Origin of the sequence: Streptomyces abyssomicinicus, assembly GCF_008974245.1 — a bacterium.
Classification (GTDB): Bacteria; Actinomycetota; Actinomycetes; order Streptomycetales; family Streptomycetaceae; genus Streptomyces; species Streptomyces abyssomicinicus.
Map to the genome: position 1 here is coordinate 49,068 of NZ_BBZI01000012.1, position 22,726 is coordinate 71,793.

The window sequence follows — 22,726 nt, forward strand, 5'->3', positions numbered from 1 at the left end:
AGGAGGGTGAACGTTTGTTCGATAGTTGTTTTCGACAGTCGTTCCGACCGGCAGGACGGGACGACAGGCAGGCCGGGAGGTGCGCATGCCGGGTTTCCCCCATCTGCACACCGCGTCCGGCTTCTCCGTCCGCCACGGTGCCTCGCACCCCGAACGGCTGGTGCGGCGCGCCGCGGAGCGGGGCCTGGACGCGCTCGCCCTCACCGACCGGGACACCGTGGCCGGAGCCGTCCGGTTCGCCAAGGCGTGTGCCGCGGAGGGTGTCCGCCCCCTGTTCGGCGTGGACCTCGCGGTGGAGCCGCCGGCCGGGGCGGAGCACCGGGACGGTTCGCCCCGGCGGCGCCGGGCACCGGTGCGCGGCGGCGCCTTCGTCGACGACTCGGCCCCCCGGGCGACCTTCCTGGCCCGGGACGGGGCCCGCGGCTGGGCCGGCGTGTGCGCGCTGATCACCGCCGCCCACGCGGGCGGCGGCGTCCCGCTGCTGCCCGCGGACGCGCTGTACGCCGACGGGGTGACCGTGCTGCTGGGCCCCGACTCCGACGTGGGCCGCGCCCTCGCCGCCGGACGCCCCGACCGGGCCGTGCCGCTGCTCGCCGCCTGGCGCGCGCGGTACGGGGACGCGCTGCGGCTGGAGGCCGTCTGGCACGGGCTCCAGGGCACCGGCCCCGGCTCGCTGCGACTGGCCGCCCGCACCCTCGGCCTCGCCGCCGAGCAGGGCGTGCGGCCGGTGCTGACCAACACCGTGCGGTACGCGGACCCCGGCATGGGCCCGGTCGCCGACGTGCTGGACTCCGCCCGCCGTCTGGTCCCCGTCGACCCGGCGAAAGGGCTCGACTCCGGCGAGGCGTGGCTCAAGGACGCCGACGCCATGGGGGAGGCCGCCGCACGGATCGCCGAGGCCGCCGGGCTGGGCCCGCGCTCGGCGGCGCGCCTGCTGGAGCACACCCGGGCCACCGCCGAGGAGTGCCGGGTCGACCCCGAGGAGCACCTGGGCATCGGCAGCGTCCACTTCCCCGAGCCGCACCTGGTCGGCGCCGAGCGGCGCACCGCGCAGCGGGTGCTGGCCTCCCGCGCGGCGGCCGGGATGGTGCTGCGCGGTTACGGCCGGCGCCGGGAGTACTGGGAGCGGATGCACCACGAGCTGGACATCATCGCCCACCACGGCTTCGCCACCTACTTCCTCACCGTCGCCCAGGTCGTCGACGACGTCCGCGCCATGGGCATCCGGGTCACCGCGCGCGGCTCCGGCGCCGGATCCCTGGTCAACCACCTGCTGGGCATCGCCCACGCCGACCCCGTCGAGCACGGGCTGCTGATGGAGCGGTTCCTCTCCAAGCGGCGCGCGGTGCTGCCCGACATCGACGTCGACGTGGAGTCCGCCCGCAGGCTGGAGGTCTACCGGAGGATCTTCGACCGGTTCGGCGGCGAGCGGGTGGCCACCGTCGCCATGCCGGAGACCTACCGGGTACGGCACGCGGTCCGCGACGTCGGGGCCGCGCTCGCCATGGACCCCGCGGAGATCGACCGGATCGCCAAGTCGTTCCCGCACATCCGCGCCCGCGACGCCCGCGCCGCCCTCGAGGAACTGCCCGAGCTGAAGGAACTGGCCGGGGAGAAGGAGCGGTACGGCAGGATGTGGGAGCTGGTCGAGGCGCTGGACGCGCTGCCCCGCGGGGTCGCCATGCACCCCTGCGGCGTGCTGCTCTCCGACGCCACGCTGCTGGGGCGCACCCCGGTGGTGCCCACCAGCGGCGAGGGCTTCCCGATGGCCCAGTTCGACAAGGACGACGTGGAGGACCTCGGCCTGCTCAAGCTGGACGTCCTCGGCGTGCGGATGCAGTCGGCGATGGCGCACGCGGTGGCCGAGGTGGAGCGCGCCTCGGGCGAGCGGGTCGACCTGGACGCGGTGCCGGAGGGCGACCCGCGGACGTACCGGCTGATCAAGTCCGCCGAGACGCTGGGCTGCTTCCAGATCGAGTCGCCCGGCCAGCGCGACCTGGTGGGGCGGCTCCAGCCGGAGACCTTCCACGACCTGGTCGTCGACATCTCGCTGTTCCGGCCGGGCCCGGTCGCCGCCGACATGGTGCGGCCCTTCATCGAGGCCCGGCACGGACGCAGACCCGCCCGCTACCCGCACCCGGACCTCGAGCCGGCGCTGCGTGACACCTACGGCGTGGTGGTCTTCCACGAGCAGCTGATCGACATCGTGGCGATCATGACCGGCTGCGGCCGGGGCGAGGCCGACCGGGTGCGGCGCGGACTCTCCGACCCCGACTCGCAGGCGCGGATCCGGACCTGGTTCGCCCAGCACGCGACGGCCCGCGGGTACGACGCGGAGACCGTGGCGCACGCCTGGGAGATCATCGAGGCCTTCGGCTCGTACGGCTTCTGCAAGGCGCACGCGGTGGCCTTCGCGGTGCCGACCTACCAGTCGGCCTGGCTGAAGGCGCACCATCCGGCGGCCTTCTACGCCGGGCTGCTCACCCACGACCCCGGGATGTACCCCAAGCGGCTGCTGCTGGCGGACGCGCGGCGGCGGGGCGTCCCGGTGCTGCCGCTGGACGTGAACCGGTCCGGCGTCACCCACCGTATCGAACTAGTGTCTGGTGGAAATCAGGGGGAATCAGACGTCTGGGGGCTGCGGCTCGCCCTCAGCGACGTGCACGGCATCAGTGAGGCAGAGGCGCGGCGGATCGCCGACGGGCAGCCGTACTCCTCGCTGCTGGACTTCTGGCAGCGGGCCCGCCCCAGCCGTCCGGTGGCCGACCGGCTGGCCCAGGTGGGCGCGCTGGACGCGTTCGGCGCCAACCGGCGTGACCTCAGGCTGCACGTCAGCGAGCTGCACCGGGGCGCCGCCCGGACCGCCGGCGCCGAACAGCTGCCGCTGACCGGCGGGGAGCGCACCGCCGCGGCGGGCCTGCCCGACCTGAGCGAGGGCGAGCGGCTCAGCGCCGAGCTGGGCGTGCTCTCCATGGACGCCTCGCGGAACCTGATGGACGACCACGCGGAGTTCCTCGCCGAACTGGGCGTCACCTCGGCGAAGCGGCTGCGCACCGCCCGGCACGGGGAGACGGTGCTGGTGGCCGGTTCCAAGGTGGCCACCCAGACCCCGCCCATCCGGTCCGGCAGGCGGGTGATCTTCACGACCCTGGACGACGGCACCGGCCTGGTCGACCTGGCCTTCTTCGACGACTCCCACGACGCCTGCGCGCACACCGTCTTCCACTCCTGGCTGCTGCTGGTGCGCGGCACGGTGCAGCGGCGCGGCGCGCGCAGCCTCAGCGTGGTGGGGGCCGTCGCCTGGAACCTGGCGGAGCTGGCCGGGCTGCGGGCCGAGGGAGGGCTGGAGCGGGTGGCGGCGCGGCTGGCCGAGACGCTGGCCGAGCAGAGCGCGCTGCGGGAGGGCGGCGGCGAGCGGCGGGACGAGGGCGGCCGGACCATCCGGATGCCCACCGGGTACGAGATGCACCCGTGGGCGGACCTCCGCCCCGCGGGGAACGGCGGGACGCCCACGGGGCGGAAGCTCTGGCACAGCAGTCCGGGCAGCGCCGGGTGAACGCCTCGGTCGCGGGGCGGGGGCCGCTGGCCAGGGACCGGGCGCCGGGGGCCGGTGCCCGGAGGCGGGTCGCGTCAGACGGCGGGGGCGGCGGGCGCCTCCTCGCGCTTGCGCCGCCGGGACTTCTTCCCGCGGGGGCCCTGCTCGGGCAGCCAGCCGAAGATCAGGGTCGAGCCCGTCACCCCGAGGATGGTGCCGATCATGAAGGCGCCCATGTTGGAGGTGACCCAGGCGCCCAGGGAGGACAGCAGGCCGACGATCGAGTAGAACACCCGCTGCGCGGGACTGAAGAGGGTCAGCACGCCGCAGATGATCATGAGCGCGGGCAGGATGTAGCCGACCACGCCGCGCGGGCCGGAGGCGAGGGCCACCTCCAGGGAGCCCTGCACCATCATGATCATGATCAGGGTGCCGGCCAGGGTGAGCAGCAGGCCGCCCCAGAAGGGCCGGCGCCACCGCCAGGCGGCGAACCGGGAGACCCGGCGCGGCTTCTCGGCGCCCGCGGCGGTGGAGTCCGCCGTGGTGGAGTGTGCCGTGGTGCCGGACGTGTCGTGAGCCTCGAGGGCCGCGGTGGACGCGGACGGGTCGGGCGTGTTCTCAGGTGTGCTGTCGCTGGCCACCGCCAGTTGCTCCTTCTCCGTGTCGCCGATCGGACGAAGCCCCGGCCGGGGCGTGGTTCCTCCCGGCCGGGGCGCAGGGGCCTGCGGGTCAGTTGCCCTCGCCCGGGCAGCCGTCGCGGGTGAGCTCGATCCTGAGGTCCGGCAGGGTCATCGCCCCCGCCGTGGTGGCCCAGTTGTGCTGGTACACGTTCTTGACCTCGATGGTGTCCGCCTGGAGGCCGAAGGTGCCGGCGGGGCCGGTGGAGAAGCTCTTGTTCAGCTCCGAGGCGTCCCGGCCCATCTCCAGGCCGGAGAAGGAGGCGCTCTTGCCGGTCAGCACGTCCGAGTCGGTCGCCAGGTTGGTGGCCGCGGCTGGCGTGCCCTTGCCGCCCGCGGTGATCTTCAGGTACGCCGCACCGATCTGCACCGCCTGGCACAGGTTGGTGATCTCGGCGTCCTTGATCGTGGTGATGAAGACGTTCTTGTAGACGCCCTTCTCGATCGGGTTGTTCGGGCTCGTGCGGTCCCGGCCGCCGTACTGGGCCAGACCGGTGCCGCTGAGCTTGTCCGCGTTGATGGTGTGCGCCATCGACGAGATGTTGAAGGAGACGGCGAGCGCTCCCTGGGCGGTGAGGACGGTCAGCGCGGCGGTGGCCACGACCCCCGGTACGCCGAGCACGGCCCAGCGGCGCAGCCGGACTCTGCCCTTGGCGGGCGTTACGGACTCTGTCATGAACGGCTCTCCTCGGATGACGGCATGGAAGGTGCGAACCGGGTGGGCAGATCCTGGCGCGGACTCCCCCTGTCGAACACCGCCGGGCTTCCCGTCCTGCTGGCGATGTGTGGAGATGTGGGGGGATTACCGCAAGTTACCCGTGAGTGTCGAACGCGGTCAATCGGCTTGCGGAGAAAGGGTGTTGATATCGAGGTCACCGGTGCTGAGGTTCTGCGCGAAGGCGGGTTCCGGGGCCGCCTCCCGGGCGTCCGGGGCCGGGTGGCGGAGTATGCGCTTCCGGCCAGGTGGCGGCCGGAAACCGCCCCCGACGTGCACTTACCTCGGGTAACAAAATTCCGTCCATCGCCTTGACCGCCCCAACTGGCAGGTATACAAACCCAATTGGGTTTCCCGGCGATGGCCGGCCCGCGCACCGTGGCGCCGGTGCGCCGGCCGGCCGTCGCACCGCTCTGTCGCACCCCCCTTCGCCACCTACGTCGAGGAGCTCGTGCACATGACCGGAACCGCCCGTACCGCCGAAAGAGCCCGCCCCGGACGCGGCGCGCTGCGCACCCTGGGAGCCGCGGCCGCCGGGGTGGCCGCCCTGCTGGCCCTGCAGACGACGCCCGCCGGGGCCGCCGAGGTCACCATGGCCGAGCCCTACACGGGCATGGACACCTGTCCCGTCGGCTCGGCGCTGCTGACCCAGGCGGACAACCGCCAGGTCGGCTGCGTCCACACCACCATCGGCTCCGGCTCCTTCTCGATCGGGGACTACACCGTGCCGGTGGGCTCCCCGATGGAGATCGACTTCGGGTTCCGCTGGTCGGCCGCGGGCCCGCGCGCCGACACCGGGACCAGCCGGCCCAACATCTACGACACCGCCCCGGCCACCGACGGCCTCCTGGAGGCCCCCGTCACCGAGGCACCGCTGCCCGGCCTGTCGAACTTCTGGCCCGGTGTCACCAGCGCCGACGTCAAGGTCGAACCGGCCGGCGACATCAAGAACTTCACGCCGCTCGCGGCCGGCAGCCAGTACCCGATCTTCGAGCTGCCGATCAAGCTGAAGATCGAGCACCCGCTGCTCGGTCCGAAGTGCTACGTCGGCACCAACAGCAACCCGATCGTCCTGCAGGCCATCGCGCCCAACCGGCCTCAGCTCAGCCAGGTGCTCGACCCGAACGGTCACCCCACCGTGACGCTCAGGATGCTGGACGGTCAGCTGACCGACTCGGACTTCGCGATCCCCGGCGCCAGCAGGTGCGGTCTGCTGGCCCTCGGCGAGTCCAACTGGATCGTCAACTCGCTGTTCGATCTTCCCTCGGCCTCCGGGAACTCGATCTCCTTCGACGACGTGGACGTCGCCATCTCGATCGACAGCAGCCTCCAGTCGCTCACCGCGGCCCTGAACGACGCCCGCGGCTGAGTGGGGCGGCGCCGACGGGCGCCGCCTTCGGCACCATCCTCAGCACCACCTCGTGCACGATGCCCTTCCCCCACACACCCTCGACGAAAGGGCTCCATCATGCGCAACAGGCGTTCCGCGTTACTGGCCGCAGCCGTCCTGGCCGGTGCCGCCTCCTTCGGCGGCATGACCTCGGCGACCGCCGCCCCGACCGCCAACAACGTCCTCACCTACGCCAGTCTGGGCGGCGCCGCGGTACCGGTCGGCGCCCAGCTGTCGGCCTCCGGGACGGTCTCGCTGAGCAGCACCGTCCCGGTCGGGTCGGTCAACTGTTCCTCCTCCAGCTTCGCGGCGAAGGTGGCGACCAACCCGGCCGCCCCGGGCACCGCCACGGAGAGCAACGTCGCCGTGGGCATCAGCGCCCCGTCCTGCACCATCTCGCTGCCCGGCGCCACGGGCGTCAACAGCATCGCCGTCGACCTGGCGAGCGCCACCGTCCACTCCAACAAGACGGTGACCGTCTCCCCGATCAGGGCGGTCAGCGAGCTGGACAGCCTGTTCGGTCCCGTGGAGTGCGTCTACGAGGCGGCCTCGATCACCGGCACCGCCAGCAACACGGACAACTCCATCACGTTCACCAACCAGCCGCTCAACCTGACCAACAGCGAGCCGACCTGCCCGCTGGTGACCAGGTTCAGCGCCACCTACAAGCCGGTCTCCGGCCCGGGTGGCAAGGTGTTCGTCAACTGAACGGCCACGCCCCGGGCCGGTGACCGGCCCTCAGGCGAGCAGTGAACCGAAGCCGTCCTCGCGAGCGAGCAGTTCCAGCTCGTCGAGGGCGGCCTCGGCGCGTTCGGCGGCGTGCGGGTCCCGCTCGCGCAGCCCGCTCGCCGCGAACTCGTCCTCGTCCAGCCGCAGCACCTGCCGGCCGTCGGCGGACCGCCACAGGTCCAGGTCCAGGTCCTCGACGACCACCTCGCCGCCGGTGCGCTCGGCGGGGCGGGTGACGTCGCAGTACCAGCCCTTGAGCGCGCCGGACGGGTCCCGGACCTCCTTCACCGCGTACCAGCGGTCCCGCCAGTACCACTCGGTGAACAGGTCGCCCGGCTCGAACCGCACGAAGCCGAAGTCCCGGACACCCTCGCTCGCCCACTCGGCGCGCACGACGACCCGGACGCCGTCGTCGGAGAGCAGCTCGGCCGGGTAACGGATCTTGAGGCGCCCCGCCTTGTGCAGCACCACGTCGACCCGCTCCGGGCCGGGCGCGGCCTCAGCCGAGTTCGCGGACATGGTGGACCTCCTGTGCGCAGACCTGGTAACCGAGCCACCGGTTGACGGCGAGCATGGGCTCGTTGCCGGCGTCGTTGCCGGTGTGCGCCTCGGTGAAGCCGGCCGCCCGGGCACGGTGCAGGGAATCCGCCTTCACCAGCTTGGCCAGGCCCCGGCCGCGGTGGGCGCGGGCCGTGCCAGTCATGCCGGTGCCGTAGCGGGTGCCGCCGTCCGTGCGGACCGCGGTGAACGCCACGGGGCGGCCGTCGACGACGGCGACGGTGGCCAGGTCGTGGCGCTGGAGCGGATGGTGCCAGGTCTCCTCGAGCCAGGTCTCGAAGTCGTCGAACACGTAGTCCACGTCACCGGGCTCGTCGGCGGTGCACTCCGCGTCCAGCAGGAAGACGGGCCGCGGGTCGTCCGCGAAGTCCGCGACGGTCCGCAGCTCGACGCCCGGCGGCGGGGCGGGCACCGGCGGCAGTTCTGCCCGGGCGAGGTCCAGGCGCAGGAACTGGGCGGTGCTGCCGGGCCGGTAGCCGCGGCGGTCCGCGAAGACGCGGTGGGCGGGCTCGTCGAGGACCCAGGAGAACACCTTGTGCGCGCCCAGTTCGGCGAGCCGCTTCTCACCGGCGTTCACCAGGGCGGTGCCCGCGCCGCGGCCGGTGCGGTCCGGGTGGACGTAGACGTTGAGCAGCGCCTGCCCGGGCTCGGGGCTCTCGTGGGCCAGGGAGAGCTGGGCGGTGCCGATCGCCTCGCCGTCCTCCTCCGCGAGCAGGGCCGTGTAGTGGCTGTCCGGATGGAGCCGGGCCAGCACGTGCTCGACCGAGTCGGCGGTGAAGAAGACGTACGGGAGCGCCAGCATCCGGATCCGGGCGAAGGCCTCGGCGTCGCCGCGGTTGCCCGGCCGGATGGCGCGTACGGAGACGGTCATGGCGGGGACGGTACGCGAGAGGGCGGTGGGCCGCCCTTCATTTTCCGGCCGTGGCCGGGTGCGGCAGAATCCGGGTGTGAGCAGCCTGAGGATCCGTATCGACGACCGAGCCGGCAGCCTTGCGCCCTACGAGCAGGTGCGGGCGCAGATCTCCGAACAGGCGCGCTCCGGCGCCCTTCCGGTGGGGCACCGGCTGCCGACCGTGCGCGGCCTGGCCGAGACGCTGGGGCTGGCGGCCAACACCGTGGCCAAGGCGTACCGGGCGCTGGAGGCGGACGGGGTGATCGAGACCCGGGGACGCAACGGCACCTTCGTGGCCGCGGCCGGGGCGGCGGCGGAGCGGGCGGTGGCCGCGGCGGCCCGGGAGTACGCGGAGCGGGCCCGGCGGCTCGGACTGGACGCGGAGGCGGCGCGCCGCGCGGCCGAGGAGGCGGTGCGCGCGGTCTACGACGGGACCGCGCACTGACCGCCACCGACGCCGCGTGCCGACCCTCACGGCCGGCGCCGCGTGCCCGACCGTCACGGCCGGCGCCGCACGCCGACGGCCGCGGCCGGCAAAGCGCGTTGACCGCCGTGACTGTCGCCGCCTGTCGACCGCCGCGCGCCGACCGCCGCGTGCCGATCCGCACGGCCGGTGCCGGGTGTCGACGGTCACGAGTGGTGCCGCGTGCCGACCGTCACGGCCGGCGCCGCGCGGTGGCCGTCACGGCACGGGCCGCGCGGGTCAGTCCCGCGCAGGGTCCCGCCGGGCCCCGGCGCGGGAGAAACCGTGGCTCCGCTCCACCTTCGCCACGTGCAGCGTGTAGCTCTCGTACCACTCGTCCCGTCCGCGCCGCTGCGCCGCGCGGTGCTCGGCGTCGGTCCGCCACCGGGTGAGGGCGTCCGCGTCGCGGAAATACCCGACGGTGATGGCCGGCCCGCCGGGGGTCTGCGCGTGGTCCATCCCGAGGTACCCGGGGACGTCCTTCACCAGCTCCTCCATCCGCGCGGCGGTCTCGCCGTAGCCGTCCTGCTCCTGGCTGCGCACGGAGGTGAACACCACCGCGTAGTAAGGGGGTTCGAAGGCCGGGACGGGCGCGGAGGACGCTGCGGAGTGATCGTTCATGGGGCCACGTTAGGGCGGACGCGCAGCGGCGCTCCACCGCTTTCCGGTGACTAGCGCGGCGTCCGGGTCACCTGCAGGCCCGCCGACCGGGCCGCCCGGGCGAAGCGGACGGCGTCGTGGACGGCGGCGCCGCCCGGGTCGTTGTTGAAGTAGACGTGGAGGTCGCCCGACGGATACGCGGAGGCGGCCCGTTCCGCCCAGGTGCGCAGGGCGCGGGCGCCGTAGCGCGGCCAGGGCCGGGCCCGGCCCTCGTGGAGCCGGAGGTAACCCCAGCCGGCGGTGCGCCACAGCGGGGTCACCGGCCGGGAACCGCGGTCCGCCCAGCACAGCGCGGCGCCCCGGTCCTCCAGCACCGCCCGCACCCGGTCCGTCCACCACGACTCGTGCCGCGGCTCCACCGCGACCCGCACCCCGGACGGGAAGCAGGCCAGGCAGGCGTCGAGCAGGCCGGCGTCGGCGCGCAGGGTCGGCGGCAGCTGGAGGAGCACCGGGCCGAGCCGGTCGCCGAGGCCGCCCGCGTGGCCGAGCAGGCGCTCCACCGGCTCGGCGGGATCCCTCAGCCGCTTGACGTGCGTCAGGAACCGGCTCGCCTTGACGGCGACCGTGAAGTCCCCGGGCGTCCGCTCCCGCCAGCCGGCGAAGGTCTCGCGGGAGGGCAGCCGGTAGAAGGCGTTGTTGCTCTCCACGGTGGCGAACCGTGCGGCGTACTCCTCCAGCCACCGCCGCACGGGCGTGCCCTCCGGGTAGAGCACGCCGCGCCAGTCCTTGTACTGCCAGCCCGAGGTGCCGACGTAGACGGTCATACCGCCATCAAAGCACTACAGGTAGAGCCCCGCGTCCTCCCCGGCCCGCGGCTCCGGCAGCGACGTCGGCGAGGTGCCGCGCCGCAGCGCGTACAGCTCCGCCAGGGTGGCGCCGTCCCGGCCGATGCCCTCCTCGGTGCCCAGCCACTCCACCGACTCCCGCCGGGTGAGCGGGCCGACCTCGATCCGCGCCAGACAGCGGCCGGGGCGCACCACGGCCGGGTGGAGACGCTCCAGGTCCTCGTTGGTGGTGATGCCGACCAGCACCTTGCGGCCCTGGCCCAGCAGACCGTCGGTCAGGTTGAGCAGCCGGGACAGCGCCTGGCCGGCCACGTGCTTGGCCTCGCCGCGGACCAGTTCGTCGCAGTCCTCCAGGAGGAGCAGCCGCCAGCGGCCCTCGCCGTCCTCGTCGTCGTCGTCCTCGCCGATGGCGATGTTCATCAGGTAACCGGCGTCGGAGAACAGCAGCTCCGGGTCGAGCACGCAGTCCACCTGGCACCAGTCCCGCCAGGAGCGGGCCAGGGTGCGCAGCGCGGTGGTCTTGCCGGTGCCGGGCGGGCCGTGCAGCAGCAGGAGGCGGCCGGCGATGTCCTCGGGGGTGGTCTTCATCAGCGAGTCCATCGCCTCGGCCACCGGGGCGGTGTAGTTGGCGCGGACCTCGTCCCAGGTGGCGGCGGAGATCTGCCGGGTGATGCGCAGCGGGCCGCGGCGCGGGGAGAGGTGCCAGAACCCCATGGTCACCTCCTCGGGGACCGGTTCCGGCTCCATCTCCACGCCGTCGGTGCAGCGGTGGACCACCGACTCCGCCAGTTCCTCGGTGGTCGCCGTCACCGAGACGTGGGTGCCGCTGCCCCACTGGGCGGTGGAGACCCGCAGGGTCCAGCCGTCGCCCTCGGCCAGGGTGGACCGCTGCTTGTCGCTGCTGGCCTGCCGCACGACACGGGCGTCGTCCGGCACCAGCTGGGCGCCGGGCCGGACCCGGTCGATGCTCACCGTGCGGGAGTACGGCTGCTCGCCGGTGGTGAAGCGCTGGAGGAACAGGGCGTCGATGACGTCGATCGGGGAGTCGCCGTCGTCGAGGGCGAGCCGGATGGGCACAGGGGCGTGAGGGTTCTCGGCCATGGGGTCCATGATCCGTGGGATCGGCCGCGGACGCACGGCCTTTCTCTCATCGGCGCCCGCAGGAGGCGCCCCGGCCGCCGTCGGAGACGCCCCGGCCGGTTCCGGGCGCCGCCGGAGACGCACGTGCCGGCTCCGGGCAGGCGGTCCGCGTGCCGGACGCCGGAACCGGCACGCGAACCCCTTGCCCGGGTCAGCCGGCGCGCGGGACGAGCCGCCGTGCCGCCCGCACCGCCGCGTAGCCCTTGGTGAGGGCCCGGTCGACGGCGAAGTTCCGCCCCAGGGCGTGCCCGTGGAGCAGCCGGAGGAACTCCCCGGCCCCCGTGCTCCGCCGCACGGTCACCCGGCGCAGGGCGTACGGTCCCTGCGCCCGCCGGGCCAGGCCGTTGCCGACGGCGAGGGCCTGGGCGAAGCCCGCCTCCCGGACCGCCCGGCGGACCCGGCGCGTGGAGTGGCCGTACGGGTAGGCGAACGACGCGGGCGCGGAGCCGAGTTGGCCGGCGACGACGGCCCGGCACAGGCCCAGCTCCCTGGCCAGCGCCTCCTCCCCGATCAGGTCGAGCGGCGGATGGGTGTGGCTGTGCCCGCCGATCTCCACGCCGAAGGCGGCGAGTTCGCGGACCTGGTCCCAGTCCAGCATGGCGTCCGGGGCGCCCCCGGCGTCGTGCTCCCCGCGCAGCCAGCCGGTGGTCACGAAGACGGTGGCCGGGAAGCCGTGCCGGGCCAGTTCCGGCAGCGCGTGGCGGTGGACCCCCTCGTACCCGTCGTCGAAGGTGATCAGCACCGGCCGCTCCGGCAGGGGCCCCCCGTGGCGCCAGGCGGCGGCCAGGGTGGCGGTGTCCACGGGGGTGAAGCCCTCGGCGGCGATCACCGACAGCTGGCCGGCGAACGCGGCCGGGGTGACCGACAGCCCCCGTGCGGCCGCGTTCGGCGCGTCGGCGACCGCGTGGTACATCAGTACCGGGACGGCCCGGCCGGCGCCCGGCCCGGGCGGGCCGGACCGCCCGGGGCCGTCCGCGTCCCGTCCGGCGCCTTCGCCGCCTTGGTGAAGGTCAGTCATGTCCGGCCGCCCCCTCGCCGGCCGGACCGTCACCCCGGCCCCGCGCCACGGGGGACGGAGGGACGGCGAACTTCGCGCCCTCCCGCCGGACGCGCACCGTGCCGGTCAGGTAGCCGGCCGCCGTGACCAGGGCCCCGGTCACGATCGCCCCGGCCCGGCCGGCCCCTCCCGGCCGGCCGCGCACCGCGTCCGCCAGGCCGCGGGCCACCCCGGCGGGCAGCACCCGGGTGGCGTACCGGCGTTCGGACTCCAGCCCCTTGTCCACGCCCACGCTCCGGGCGACCAGCGCCTTGGAGAGTCCTTCGGCATAGGTCCGGGTCCGGAAGTAGCCGAACCGCTCCCGCGCCGCGGGCACCCGGTGGTGGATGACCGCCCGGTCGTCGATCAGCAGCACCGCCCCGGGCAGCGCGCGGGCGAGGCGGATGCACAGCTCGGTCTCCTCGCAGCCCAGCGGCCGCCGGTCGCCGTCCCGTCCGATGCCCGTGGCGAAGCCGCCGGCCGCCTCGAAGGCGGTGCGCCGGAACGAGGCGTTGCCGCCCAGCACGTTGCGCACCCGCACCCGGCCGGGCGGCAGGCCGCGGTAGGTGCAGCCCACCACCCAGTCGAACTCCTCCGGGAACCAGGGAGGCCGGCGGCCCGACTCCCAGGCGGGCTCGGTGCGGCCCCCGACCGCCATCACCCGGGGGTCGTCGTACGCCTCGGCGAAGTGGCGCAGCCACCTCGGGTCGGCCACCGCGTCGTCGTCCAGGAAGGCGACCACCTCCCCCCGGGCCTCGGCGATGCCGGTGTTCCGCCCGGCGGACAGGCCGCGCGGGCCGGCGTTGGCGACCACCCGCACCGAGGGCTCGTCCTTGTACTCCCGCTCGAGCCTCTCCCGCAGCACCGGGTTGTGGTCGGCCACCAGCAGGGTCTCCAGGGCGGGCCGGGACTGCGCCCGCACCGATGCCACCGCGGCGAGGATGTCCGCCCAGCGGTCCTCGGTGTAGACGCAGATCACCACCGAGATCTCCGGCAGTGCCGGGCCGGCCGGCAGCCCGCTCCTGTCGTGTGCGGCGGGCCTCGTCACGACACCTCGCCGGGGGTCGCGCCGAGCATCGGCGACGGGCGCGAACGCCCGCGCAGGGCCCGGCGGTTGGACCGCTCCGCCAGGATCACCCGGAGCACCCGCAACCCGTCCCGGACCGCCCGCAGGTTGCTGACGCCGTGGATGCGCAGGTACTCGTGGCTGGGGATCTCCTGCACCTTGAGACCGGCCTTGACGACGCGGATGTTCATCAGGGTCTCGACCTCGAACCCGGTGCAGTCCAGGTCGATCCGGTCCAGGCAGTGACGCCAGAAGGCGTTGTAGCCGTAGCAGAGGTCGGTGTAGCGGGCGCCGAACTTCCGGTTGACGGCCGCGCACAGCATGCGGTTGCCCAGCTTGCGGACGAAGGTCATGTCGTCGGTGCCGCCGCCGTTGGCGAACCGTGACCCCTTGGCGAAGTCCGCGCCGGAGACCAGGGCCGAGACGTAGCTGACGATCTCGTTGCCGTCGGCGGAGCCGTCCGCGTCGATCATGACGACGATGTCGCCGGTGCAGGCCGCGAACCCGGCGATCAGGGCGTCCCCCTTGCCCTTGCCGGTCTGCCGCACCACCTTGACGTCCGGCCACAGCTCACAGGCCACGGCCACGGTGTCGTCGGTGGAGTCGCCGTCGACCAGGACCACCTCGTGGATCCAGTCCGGCAGGGTCTTGAAGACGTACGGAAGGTTCTCCGCCTCGTTCATGGCGGGGATCACCACGCTGACCGGTGGAGCGATGGCCAGGTGCGAGGTGATCGGCCGGTACCGGTCCGCCGCCGTGTAGATGTCGGGCCCCGGTGTGACCGGGGGCAGCACTGCGCTCATGGGTCTGGTCCCTCTCGTCCGGCGGACCGCCCACCCCCGGGCGGCCGCTGTGAGTCCGGTTCGAAAGGGGGGTTCTCACCTACGGCATGCAGGAAGGGATCTCCACGCGTGCCGGGTGAGCCGGCAGAACTGTCCGGGCCCCGTTGGCCGGAGCCCGGGCGCGCGGCACGACTCGAGGACCGGTCGTGTCATCGAGCACCCCCCTACCGCGCGACCGCCCCTGTCCGTCCTGGCTCCGAGCCCTCCCCCTGAACCGCACAACGACGGACCGGTGCGTATGAGATGTATGACGATATTGGCAATTGGTCGGTAATCGCAATACCTGAAAGGTGATCCGACGGTTTGCCGGGATGAGGCGTTCCGTCCGTTTACCGACCCGATCGCCGGATGACGGGCCCAATCTGACGCAATGACGGGACGGCGGTCAAGATGCCGAATTCGCACGTGACACGCGTTAACTGATGGTTCATCGGGGATTGGGTGGGGGATCACCGCCGTGACGAGACGTCGTCGCATGGTTTGTTGACATGCCCACTTCCTGTCAACGCGTGTAGCTGGTACCACAGTTCAGGCAGAGACAACTGCAGACCAGGGAGGCTCCACCCATGAGACGTTTCCGTACGTCCGCCGTCGTGAGCTCGTTCCTCCTCTCCGTAGGCCTCGCCTTCACGGGCGCGGCCGCGGCACAGGCGTCCGCCCAGGCGGCCGGAGCGTACGTCGCGCTCGGTGACTCGTACTCCTCCGGTGTGGGGGCCGGGAGTTACACGGCCGAGAGCGGCAACTGCAAGCGCAGCACCAACGCGTACCCGCAGCTCTGGGCCAACGCCAACTCGCCGTCCTCGTTCTCGTTCGTGGCCTGCGGGGGAGCCACGACGAGTTCGGTGCGCAGCTCGCAGATGGCCCCGCTCAACGCGAACACCGCCCTGGTCTCGGTGACCGCCGGCGGCAACGACGCCGGGTTCGCGGACGTCATGACGACCTGCGTCATCAGCTCGAACTCGGTGTGCGTCGACCGGATCAACTCGGCGCGGTCGTTCATCACCTCGACGCTGCCGGGGAACCTCGACTCCCTGTACGCCGACATCGAGAACCGCGCCCCCAACGCCCGGGTCGTCGTCCTGGGCTACCCCAAGTTCTACGACGTCGCGGCGGTCTGCGTCGGCCTCTCCGACACCAAGCGTTCGGCGATCAACGCGGCGGCCGACCACCTGAACTCCGTCATCGCCGGGCGTGCTTCGGCCCACGGGTTCGCCTTCGGGGATGTCCGCCCCACCTTCTCGGGGCACGAGATCTGCTCCGGCAGCTCCTGGCTGCACAGCGTGAACTGGACGAACATCGGTGAGTCCTACCACCCGAAGGCGGCCGGCCAGTCCGGCGGTTACCTCCCGGTCCTGAACGCCAACGACTGACGTCCCCGGCGAGCGGCCGCGCCCCCGTCGCCCGTTCAGGGCGCGGGGGCCGTGGCGTTCGGTCCGTTTCCCTCCGCCTGTGACCGATCGGCGGCGAATGCGCCGCGCCTGAGCATTCGTCGGGATTCGGTACGGGATCATCGTCCCGGCCGGTGTCATCCTTCCGTCCACGCGGAGAAAAGGCGGCTCCGGCAGATGAATTTTTTGACATGAGCACTTCCCGTCAACGCGCGTAGCTGTCACAGTTCCCGCAGGAATTTCGCAGACCATGGAGGCCCCCCCATGAGACGTGTTCGCGCGTCCGCAGTTGTGAGCTCTTTCCTTCTCGCCGTGGCCCTCGCCTTCACCGGTGCGGCGGCCGCACAGGCGTCCGCCCAGGCCGCCGGCGCGTACGTGGCGCTCGGCGACTCCTACTCCTCAGGAGTGGGAGCGGGCAGTTACCAGACGTCCAGCGGGAACTGCAAGCGCAGCAACCTCGCGTACCCGCAGCTGTGGGCCAACGCGAACCAGCCCTCGGCCTTCTCCTTCATGGCCTGTTCCGGCGCGACGACGAGTTCGGTGCGCAGCTCGCAGCTGGCCCCGCTCAACTCGAGCACCGCCCTGGTCTCCGTGAGCGCCGGCGGCAACGACGCCGGGTTCGCCGACGTCATGCAGACCTGTGTGATCAGCAGCGACACGACCTGCCTCAACCGGATCGCCACGGCGCGCAGCTACATCACGTCGACGCTGCCCGGGAACCTCAACGCGCTGTACGCCGACATCAAGAACCGCGCCCCCAACGCCCGGGTCGTCGTCCTGGGCTACCCGAAGTTCTACAACGTGGCGGCGATCTGCGCCGGTCTCTCCGACACCAAGCGCACGGCGATCAACCAGGCGGCCGACCTGCTCAACTCGACCACGTCGGGGCGTGCCTCGGCCTACGGGTTCCGCTTCGGTGACGTCCGGCCCACCTTCACCGGGCACGAGCTCTGCTCCGGCGACTCCTGGCTGCACAGCGTGAACATCACGTCCATCGGTGAGTCCTACCACCCGAAGGCGGCGGGCCAGTCGGGCGGTTACCTGCCCGTCCTGAACGCCAACGACTGACGCGGACGGCCGTGACCGCGCCCCCGTGCCCCGACCGGGCCCGGGGGCGCTGCCGTTCCCGGGCACCGGCCCCCGGGACCTGCCGCCCGGGACCGGTCCCCGGACCTGCCACCCGGGACCGGTCCCCGGACGGTCCCCGGACCGGTCTGCGGGATCAGTCCTCGCCCTCGTCAGGATCGGGGGAGGGCTCCTCCGAGTGGTCCGGGGGCTCGCACACCACGGCGACGGACACGGAGTTCGAGGTCGCCTCGAGCGGCTTGTCGACCTCGACGTGCACGGCCCCCTCCAGTGCCCCCTCCACGCCGTCCAGGTTCAGCTGGACCCGCTCCTCCCGGGCGGTCTCCCCGCCCTCAACGAAGGCCAGCGTCCGCCATCCCTCGTCCACCGCGTGGTCGAGCCCGTCGGACACCCAGCGGTAGCGCACCTCGGCCGGCAGCCGGCCCACCGTGAACGAGGCGGTCAGGGAGGGCCGTTGCTCCGCCGGAGGCGGGCAGGCGCCGCCGTACTCGGTGTGCGAGCCGGTCACCGTGACCCGCACCGACTGGGCCGGCTGCGTCGAGGGGGACGGGCTCGGGCTCGCCGACGTCGCGGAGGGGGAAGGGCTCGGCTCGTCACCCTTCCCGGAGGACGGCTCGGCGCTGCGTGTGCCGGCGCCCGAGGTCGCCGAGGCGCCGGGGTCGGAGGGATCGTCCCCGCGGTCCGCCAGCTTCCACGCCAGCCCCGCCACCAGCAGGGCCAGCACCAGCACACCCACCACCAGGGCGGTCCGCGCCCCGTCCCCGCCGCGGTCGTCGTCCGGGCGCCGTGTCTCGTCGAAGCGGCGCGGGGGAGGCGGCGGCGGTGGCGCGGCGACGTGGTGCCCGGTCCCGCGGCGCGGGCTGCCGTCGCCCGGCGGGAGGGGGACCGTCGCGGCGGTGGCGCCGGCGGACGCCGCCGGTCCGGGGTCGCCGCCCGCGGCCACCAGGCGCAGTTGCCGCTCGGCCGCCTCCCCGGTGATCCGCCGCGCCGGGTCCTTGCGCAGCAGCCCGTCGATCACCCCGGCCAGCGGTCCGGCCCAGCGGGGCGGCGCCTGCGGCTCGTCCACCACCGCCCGCAGCGTGGACAGCGGGGTGTCGAGCCGGAACGGGGAGCTGCCCTCGACCGCCGCGTAGAGCAGCACGCCCAGCGACCACAGGTCCGCCTCGGGGCCCGACGGGCGGCCGAGGGCACGTTCCGGCGCCAGGTACTCGGGGGAGCCGATCACCTCGCCGGTGCGGGTCAGCGCCGTGTCCCCGGCCAGGGTGGCGATGCCGAAGTCGGTGAGGACCACCCGGCCGTCGTTGGAGATCAGCACATTGGCCGGTTTCACGTCCCGGTGCAGCACCCCCACCTCGTGCGCGGCCCGCAGCGCGGCCAGCACGTCCGCCCCGACGGCCGCCGCCCGGGCCGGGGGCAGCGCGCCCTCGGCCTCCAGCACGTCGGACAGTGACAGGCCGCGGACCAGCTCCATCACGATCCAGGGGCGCCCGCCGTCGGTGACCACGTCGTAGACCGTCACCACCGAGCGGTGCGAGATGCGGGCCGCCGCCCAGGCCTCCCGCTCCAGCCGGGCGTACATGCGCTCGACCTCGTCGTCCGGCAGTCCGGCCGGCGCGCGGACCTCCTTGACGGCCACCTCGCGGCGCAGCACCTCGTCGCGGGCCCGCCACACCGTGCCCATCCCGCCGCTGCCGAGCGGGGACAGCAGGCGGTAACGGCCGGAGACGAGGCGTTCCGCGTCCGGTTCCTCCGTCATGGCTCACCTCTTCTCTCCAGGACCGGGTGACCGGGTGACCGGTTCACCCCGGGAACGCTTTTCGGAACGTTCCACGGGGGTACGGGGACTGCCGGGGCGTGGCCTCCCCGGTGTTCTGCCCGCCCGCGGGGCGGGGGATGCGCGACGGGCGTCACCCGCGGTGACCTGCGATCCTGGTGGCGAGGTCCGGCCGGCCGCTGTGCCGGGTGTCCAACTCGCCCTGAAACCTCATGCATCGGGTGAGGAGTTGTCAACCGTCTTGCGGAAAAGGTGAATTCTGTGATCGAGATGCGCCATCCCCCACCAAGGGCGATAGGGTTGCCCTGCCCGGGCCGGGTGGACTCGTACGGGTGGGGAGTGTCATGGAACAGATAACGATGCGTAACAGGGCGCGAGTCCCTGCGATCACCTGCGGAAGCAGCGCGAGCAGTTCGCGCCTCGACCGCCATCTGTCGGTGCTTTCGGGCCCCGCCATACCTCAGCGCGAGACGGTGGAGGCCACCTCGCTGATGCGCGAGCTGACGGCGCGTGACGTGCCGCGGGAGCGCGGCAAGGGGCACCGGGTCCAGCGGGTGTCGCTCTTCGCGCCGCTGCGCCGGCTGACCCGCTCGCTCTTCGGCGGGCGCTGAGCCGTCCGCCCCCACCGCCGGTTCTCCGCTGCGCACACGACACTCCCGTCGTCCCCTCGACCCGCAGCGGAGGCCGGCGCCGTCGTTCCCATGGTGCCGCCCGGGCGCTGTCGCCTCCGCCGGTCCGAAAGGACCGCACGGACCGCATGGACCGCCGCGCGGCGGTCTGTGCGGCCGCCGCCGATCGTGGTGTGAACCTTGTCTCTCCTCCCAGAGCGGCCCCGCTCGCTCTGGCGCGCCCAAGCGAGCGCTCGCTAACTTGAGCGGCGGACGACGCCCCCAAGCGCTCGGCATCCCCCCCGGCCCCCGGCTTCGCCCGGGCCGGGGGGCCCGTGAGCCGGGGCCCCAGCCCCGCCCTGGAGGACGCACTGATGAAGGCACACGACGGCATGTACATCGACGGGGCCTGGAGGGCGGCCGCCGGGCCCGACACGATCGCCGTCCTGAACCCCGCCGACGAGCAGGTCATCGCCCAGGTGCCGGCCGGTTCGGCCGAGGACGTGGACGCGGCGGTCCGGGCCGCCCGTGCCGCGCTGCCGGCCTGGGCGGCCACGCCGCCCTCCGAGCGCGCCGCCCGGCTGGCCGCCCTGCGCGACGTGCTGACCGCCCGCAAGGACGAGATCGCCGAGACCGTCACCGCGGAGCTGGGGGCACCGCTCGGGTTCTCGCAGAAGGTGCACGCCGCCTCGCCCATCGCGGTCTGCGGCTCCTACGCGGACCTGGCCGCCTCCTTCCCCTTCGAGGAGAAGGTCGGCAACTCCACGGTGTACCAGGAGCCGATCGGCGTGGTCGCCGCGATCACCCCGTGGAACTACCCGCTGCACCAGATCGTCGCCAAGGTGGCCCCCGCGCTGGCGGCGGGCTGCACGGTCGTCCTCAAGCCGGCCGAGGACACCCCGCTGACCGCTCAGCTCTTCGCCGAGGCGGTCGACGAGGCGGGGGTGCCGGCCGGTGTCTTCAACCTGGTCACCGGGCTGGGCCCGGTCACCGGGCAGGCGCTGGCCGAGCACGACGGCGTCGACATGGTGTCGTTCACCGGCTCCACCGCCGTCGGCCGCTCCATCGCCGCCACCGCCGGGGCCGGGCTGAAGAAGGTCTCCCTCGAGCTGGGCGGCAAGTCCGCCAACGTGATCCTGCCCAGCGCCGACCTCGGCAAGGCGGTCGCGGTGGGTGTGGCCAACGTGATGGCCAACTCGGGTCAGACCTGCAGCGCCTGGACCCGGATGCTGGTCGACGCCGACCGGTACGAGGAGGCCGTGGAGCTCGCCGCGCAGGCCGCCGCCAAGTACGGGGACCGGATCGGGCCGCTGGTCAACGCCAAGCAGCAGGCGCGGGTGCGCGGTTACATCGAGAAGGGCGTGGCCGAGGGCGCCCGCCTGGTGGCCGGCGGCCCCGAGGCCCCCGCCGGGAAGAAGGGCTTCCACGTCAGCCCCACCGTCTTCGCGGACGTCACCCCTGGGATGACCATCGCCCAGGAGGAGATCTTCGGGCCGGTGCTGACCGTCCTGAAGTACCAGGACGAGGACGACGCCGTGCGCATCGCCAACGGCACCGTGTACGGACTGGCGGGCGCGGTCTGGGCGGGCGACGAGGCGGAGGCCGTCGCCTTCGCGCGCCGCCTGGAGACCGGGCAGGTCGACATCAACGGCGGCCGGTTCAACCCGCTGGCCCCCTTCGGCGGCTACAAGCACTCCGGGGTGGGCCGGGAACTCGGCTCGCACGGGCTGGCCGAGTTCCTCCAGACCAAGTCCCTCCAGTTCTGAGCCCCGCTTCTGAGCCCTTCCGGTTCTGATCCCTACCGGTTCTGAGCCGTTCCAGTCCCAAGTCCCCCCATTTCCAGGAGCGTTCATCCCATGGTTCTCGCCGCCGTGGCGCCCGCGATCGGCGCGCCGCTGGAAGTCACCGAGATAGAACTTCCCCCGACCGGCCCCGGCCAGGTCCGGATCCGGCTCGTCGCCGCCGGGGTGTGCCACTCCGACCTCTCCATCGCCAACGGCACCATGCGGGTGCCGCTGCCGGCCGTCCTCGGGCACGAGGGCGCCGGTGTCGTGACCGAGGTGGGGGAGGGCGTCGGCCATGTCGCGGTGGGCGACCAGGTGGTGCTCAACTGGTCCCCGTCCTGCGGCAGCTGCCCGTCCTGCGACCTGGGCGAGGTCTGGCTGTGCGCCCGCTCGCTGGACGGGGCCACCGCCCCCTACGCCCGCCGGGCGTCGGACGGGCTGGATCTGTACCCCGGGCTGAACGTGGCCGCCTTCGCCGAGGAGGCGGTGGTCGCCGCCAACACCGTGCTGCCGCTGCCCGAGGGTGTTCCGCTGGCCGACGCGGCGCTGCTGGGGTGCGCGGTGCTCACCGGCTACGGCGCCGTGCACCACGCGGCGCGCGTGCGGGAGGGCGAGACGGTCGCCGTCCACGGCGTCGGCGGGGTGGGGCTGGCCACGGTCCAGGCGGCGCGGATCGCCGGGGCGTCGAAGATCATCGCGGTGGACGTCTCCCCGGCCAAGGAGGAACTGGCGCGGGCGGCGGGCGCGACGGACTACGTCGTCGCCTCCGAGCAGACGGCCCGGGAGATCCGCGGGCTCACCGGCAAGCAGGGCGTGGACGTCGCGGTGGAGTGCGCGGGGCGCGCCGTCACCATCCGCGCGGCCTGGGAGTCCACCCGGCGCGGCGGCCGCACGACGGTGGTGGGCATCGGGGGCAAGGACCAGCAGGTCACCTTCAACGCGCTGGAGATCTTCCACTGGGGGCGCACGCTGGCCGGCTGCGTCTACGGCAACTCCGACCCGGCGCGGGACCTGCCGGTGCTGGCGGAGCACGTCCGGGCGGGACGGCTGGACCTCGGCATGCTGGTCACCGACCGCATCGGCCTCGCCGACATCCCGTCCGCGTTCGACAACATGACCGCCGGAAAGGGTGGTCGCGCCCTGGTCGTCTTCTGACCGGGAGCCGCGCTCCGGGGCCGCCCCCGTACAGGGGCCGCTCCGTTCGCGGCGCCCCCCTCCCGCGGAGCCGCCCCTCCCGCGGAGCCGCCCCTTCTGGGGCCCGCCTCCTTCCAGGGCCCGCCTCCTTCCAGGGCCCCGCCTCCTTCCGGGGCCGGCGCCTCTGTTCCGGGCGCCCGTCTCCGGCCGCACGGGGTTCGTCCCGCGGTGACGTCGGCCGCCGCGGGGCGGGCCGGACCGCTCGAGGCGGAGGGCGCCGCCCTGCGCCCGCCTCCCCCAGACTTCGTCCGGGGGGACCCCCACCCCCAAGCTCTCGGCTTCGCTTGAGCAGGGGGCACCCCCATCGCCCCCTGGGCGGCCCAGCCGCCCGCAGAGGGGACCGGGCCAGGCCCCGCGAGGACGTGTCCGCTCCGCGAACCGGGGCCGGGGCCAGGGCCGGACCG

At 73.6% G+C, this 22,726-nt stretch carries 20 protein-coding genes; 9 read left to right on the forward strand and 11 right to left on the reverse strand.

Translation table 11 applies throughout. The features are described from left to right. The first annotated feature begins 85 nt into the window (after positions 1 to 85). Positions 86 to 3,556 carry a DNA polymerase III subunit alpha gene (locus GBN72_RS27495; RefSeq protein WP_151774645.1) on the forward strand — a complete coding sequence of 1,157 codons (3,471 nt, stop codon included), beginning with the start codon at positions 86 to 88 and terminating at the stop codon, positions 3,554 to 3,556. Positions 3,557 to 3,630: 74 nt separating this feature from the next. Here GBN72_RS27495 and GBN72_RS27500 read toward each other — a convergent pair whose 3' ends face one another. Next, positions 3,631 to 4,176: a DUF6114 domain-containing protein gene (locus GBN72_RS27500; protein WP_246212958.1), complete on the reverse strand. Its 546-nt coding sequence runs from the start codon at positions 4,174 to 4,176 to the stop codon at positions 3,631 to 3,633. Positions 4,177 to 4,264: 88 nt separating this feature from the next. Then, on the reverse strand, positions 4,265 to 4,888 hold the full coding sequence (locus GBN72_RS27505) for a DUF6230 family protein (protein WP_151774646.1): 624 nt from the start codon (positions 4,886 to 4,888) through the stop codon (positions 4,265 to 4,267). A gap of 496 nt (positions 4,889 to 5,384) precedes the next feature. Between GBN72_RS27505 and GBN72_RS27510 the strand changes: the two genes are divergently transcribed. Then, entirely contained in the window at positions 5,385 to 6,296 is a 912-nt protein-coding gene (locus tag GBN72_RS27510) for a hypothetical protein (protein ID WP_151774647.1), read from the forward strand. 99 nt (positions 6,297 to 6,395) lie between these two features. After that, on the forward strand, positions 6,396 to 7,025 hold the full coding sequence (locus tag GBN72_RS27515; RefSeq protein WP_151774648.1) for a Tat pathway signal sequence domain protein: 630 nt from the start codon (positions 6,396 to 6,398) through the stop codon (positions 7,023 to 7,025). A 30-nt stretch (positions 7,026 to 7,055) separates the two neighbouring features. Here GBN72_RS27515 and GBN72_RS27520 read toward each other — a convergent pair whose 3' ends face one another. After that, positions 7,056 to 7,565, reverse strand: a complete 510-nt coding sequence (locus GBN72_RS27520) for a ribonuclease FAU-1 family protein (RefSeq protein ID WP_151774649.1) — start codon at positions 7,563 to 7,565, stop codon at positions 7,056 to 7,058. Further along, entirely contained in the window at positions 7,546 to 8,475 is a 930-nt protein-coding gene (locus tag GBN72_RS27525; protein WP_151774650.1) for a GNAT family N-acetyltransferase, read from the reverse strand. The genes GBN72_RS27520 and GBN72_RS27525 overlap by 20 nt, the downstream gene beginning before the upstream one ends. Before the next feature lie 76 nt (positions 8,476 to 8,551). Here GBN72_RS27525 and GBN72_RS27530 point away from each other — a divergent pair, with 76 nt between their 5' ends. Beyond that, entirely contained in the window at positions 8,552 to 8,941 is a 390-nt protein-coding gene (locus tag GBN72_RS27530) for a GntR family transcriptional regulator (protein WP_246212960.1), read from the forward strand. A gap of 258 nt (positions 8,942 to 9,199) precedes the next feature. Here the strand turns inward: GBN72_RS27530 and GBN72_RS27535 are convergent, their stop codons facing one another. The 6 genes from GBN72_RS27535 to GBN72_RS27560 form a co-directional block, all read right to left on the reverse strand. Next, on the reverse strand, positions 9,200 to 9,580 hold the full coding sequence (locus tag GBN72_RS27535; RefSeq protein ID WP_151774652.1) for an antibiotic biosynthesis monooxygenase family protein: 381 nt from the start codon (positions 9,578 to 9,580) through the stop codon (positions 9,200 to 9,202). 50 nt (positions 9,581 to 9,630) lie between these two features. Then, the gene (locus tag GBN72_RS27540; protein WP_151774653.1) at positions 9,631 to 10,383 is read right to left on the reverse strand and encodes a DUF72 domain-containing protein; all 753 of its coding nucleotides are present in this window, start codon (positions 10,381 to 10,383) and stop codon (positions 9,631 to 9,633) included. 15 nt (positions 10,384 to 10,398) lie between these two features. Then, positions 10,399 to 11,505 carry a DUF5925 domain-containing protein gene (locus GBN72_RS27545; RefSeq protein ID WP_151774654.1) on the reverse strand — a complete coding sequence of 369 codons (1,107 nt, stop codon included), beginning with the start codon at positions 11,503 to 11,505 and terminating at the stop codon, positions 10,399 to 10,401. A 190-nt stretch (positions 11,506 to 11,695) separates the two neighbouring features. Continuing rightward, a complete protein-coding gene (locus GBN72_RS27550; protein WP_151774655.1) occupies positions 11,696 to 12,562 on the reverse strand; it encodes a polysaccharide deacetylase family protein in 867 nt (288 codons plus the stop codon). After that, the gene (locus GBN72_RS27555) at positions 12,555 to 13,577 is read right to left on the reverse strand and encodes a glycosyltransferase family 2 protein (protein WP_281372000.1); all 1,023 of its coding nucleotides are present in this window, start codon (positions 13,575 to 13,577) and stop codon (positions 12,555 to 12,557) included. Before GBN72_RS27555 ends, GBN72_RS27550 begins: the two co-directional genes overlap by 8 nt. Before the next feature lie 47 nt (positions 13,578 to 13,624). Then, positions 13,625 to 14,449: a glycosyltransferase family 2 protein gene (locus GBN72_RS27560; protein ID WP_151774656.1), complete on the reverse strand. Its 825-nt coding sequence runs from the start codon at positions 14,447 to 14,449 to the stop codon at positions 13,625 to 13,627. A gap of 605 nt (positions 14,450 to 15,054) precedes the next feature. On the opposite strand from GBN72_RS27560, the gene GBN72_RS27565 reads away from it, so the two are divergent. Together GBN72_RS27565 and GBN72_RS27570 are read left to right on the forward strand one after the other, a co-directional pair. Next, entirely contained in the window at positions 15,055 to 15,858 is an 804-nt protein-coding gene (locus GBN72_RS27565) for an SGNH/GDSL hydrolase family protein (RefSeq protein WP_151774657.1), read from the forward strand. 282 nt (positions 15,859 to 16,140) lie between these two features. Beyond that, positions 16,141 to 16,944, forward strand: a complete 804-nt coding sequence (locus GBN72_RS27570; RefSeq protein ID WP_151774658.1) for an SGNH/GDSL hydrolase family protein — start codon at positions 16,141 to 16,143, stop codon at positions 16,942 to 16,944. A 154-nt stretch (positions 16,945 to 17,098) separates the two neighbouring features. On the opposite strand, the gene GBN72_RS27575 is transcribed toward GBN72_RS27570, so the two are convergent. Further along, positions 17,099 to 18,718: a serine/threonine-protein kinase gene (locus GBN72_RS27575; protein WP_151774659.1), complete on the reverse strand. Its 1,620-nt coding sequence runs from the start codon at positions 18,716 to 18,718 to the stop codon at positions 17,099 to 17,101. Between the two features lie 362 nt (positions 18,719 to 19,080). On the opposite strand from GBN72_RS27575, the gene GBN72_RS27580 reads away from it, so the two are divergent. The 3 genes from GBN72_RS27580 to GBN72_RS27590 all read left to right on the forward strand — a co-directional run bounded on the left by GBN72_RS27580 (position 19,081) and on the right by GBN72_RS27590 (position 22,283). Continuing rightward, on the forward strand, positions 19,081 to 19,347 hold the full coding sequence (locus GBN72_RS27580; protein WP_151774660.1) for a hypothetical protein: 267 nt from the start codon (positions 19,081 to 19,083) through the stop codon (positions 19,345 to 19,347). Positions 19,348 to 19,718: 371 nt separating this feature from the next. Then, on the forward strand, positions 19,719 to 21,110 hold the full coding sequence (locus GBN72_RS27585; RefSeq protein WP_151774661.1) for an aldehyde dehydrogenase family protein: 1,392 nt from the start codon (positions 19,719 to 19,721) through the stop codon (positions 21,108 to 21,110). Between the two features lie 90 nt (positions 21,111 to 21,200). Further along, positions 21,201 to 22,283: a zinc-binding dehydrogenase gene (locus GBN72_RS27590; RefSeq protein ID WP_151774662.1), complete on the forward strand. Its 1,083-nt coding sequence runs from the start codon at positions 21,201 to 21,203 to the stop codon at positions 22,281 to 22,283. Positions 22,284 to 22,726 lie beyond the last annotated feature (443 nt).

Bases quoted from the DNA above. Each gene is read 5' to 3' on its own strand.
- GBN72_RS27495 (WP_151774645.1), top strand. From the start codon at position 86: ATGCCGGGTTTCCCCCATCTGCACACCGCGTCCGGCTTCTCCGTCCGC.
- GBN72_RS27505 (WP_151774646.1), bottom strand. From the start codon at position 4,888: ATGACAGAGTCCGTAACGCCCGCCAAGGGCAGAGTCCGGCTGCGCCGC.
- GBN72_RS27510 (WP_151774647.1), top strand. From the start codon at position 5,385: ATGACCGGAACCGCCCGTACCGCCGAAAGAGCCCGCCCCGGACGCGGC.
- GBN72_RS27515 (WP_151774648.1), top strand. From the start codon at position 6,396: ATGCGCAACAGGCGTTCCGCGTTACTGGCCGCAGCCGTCCTGGCCGGT.
- GBN72_RS27520 (WP_151774649.1), bottom strand. From the start codon at position 7,565: ATGTCCGCGAACTCGGCTGAGGCCGCGCCCGGCCCGGAGCGGGTCGAC.
- GBN72_RS27525 (WP_151774650.1), bottom strand. From the start codon at position 8,475: ATGACCGTCTCCGTACGCGCCATCCGGCCGGGCAACCGCGGCGACGCC.
- GBN72_RS27535 (WP_151774652.1), bottom strand. From the start codon at position 9,580: ATGAACGATCACTCCGCAGCGTCCTCCGCGCCCGTCCCGGCCTTCGAA.
- GBN72_RS27540 (WP_151774653.1), bottom strand. From the start codon at position 10,383: ATGACCGTCTACGTCGGCACCTCGGGCTGGCAGTACAAGGACTGGCGC.
- GBN72_RS27545 (WP_151774654.1), bottom strand. From the start codon at position 11,505: ATGGCCGAGAACCCTCACGCCCCTGTGCCCATCCGGCTCGCCCTCGAC.
- GBN72_RS27550 (WP_151774655.1), bottom strand. From the start codon at position 12,562: ATGACTGACCTTCACCAAGGCGGCGAAGGCGCCGGACGGGACGCGGAC.
- GBN72_RS27560 (WP_151774656.1), bottom strand. From the start codon at position 14,449: ATGAGCGCAGTGCTGCCCCCGGTCACACCGGGGCCCGACATCTACACG.
- GBN72_RS27565 (WP_151774657.1), top strand. From the start codon at position 15,055: ATGAGACGTTTCCGTACGTCCGCCGTCGTGAGCTCGTTCCTCCTCTCC.
- GBN72_RS27570 (WP_151774658.1), top strand. From the start codon at position 16,141: ATGAGACGTGTTCGCGCGTCCGCAGTTGTGAGCTCTTTCCTTCTCGCC.
- GBN72_RS27575 (WP_151774659.1), bottom strand. From the start codon at position 18,718: ATGACGGAGGAACCGGACGCGGAACGCCTCGTCTCCGGCCGTTACCGC.
- GBN72_RS27580 (WP_151774660.1), top strand. From the start codon at position 19,081: ATGGAACAGATAACGATGCGTAACAGGGCGCGAGTCCCTGCGATCACC.
- GBN72_RS27585 (WP_151774661.1), top strand. From the start codon at position 19,719: ATGAAGGCACACGACGGCATGTACATCGACGGGGCCTGGAGGGCGGCC.
- GBN72_RS27590 (WP_151774662.1), top strand. From the start codon at position 21,201: ATGGTTCTCGCCGCCGTGGCGCCCGCGATCGGCGCGCCGCTGGAAGTC.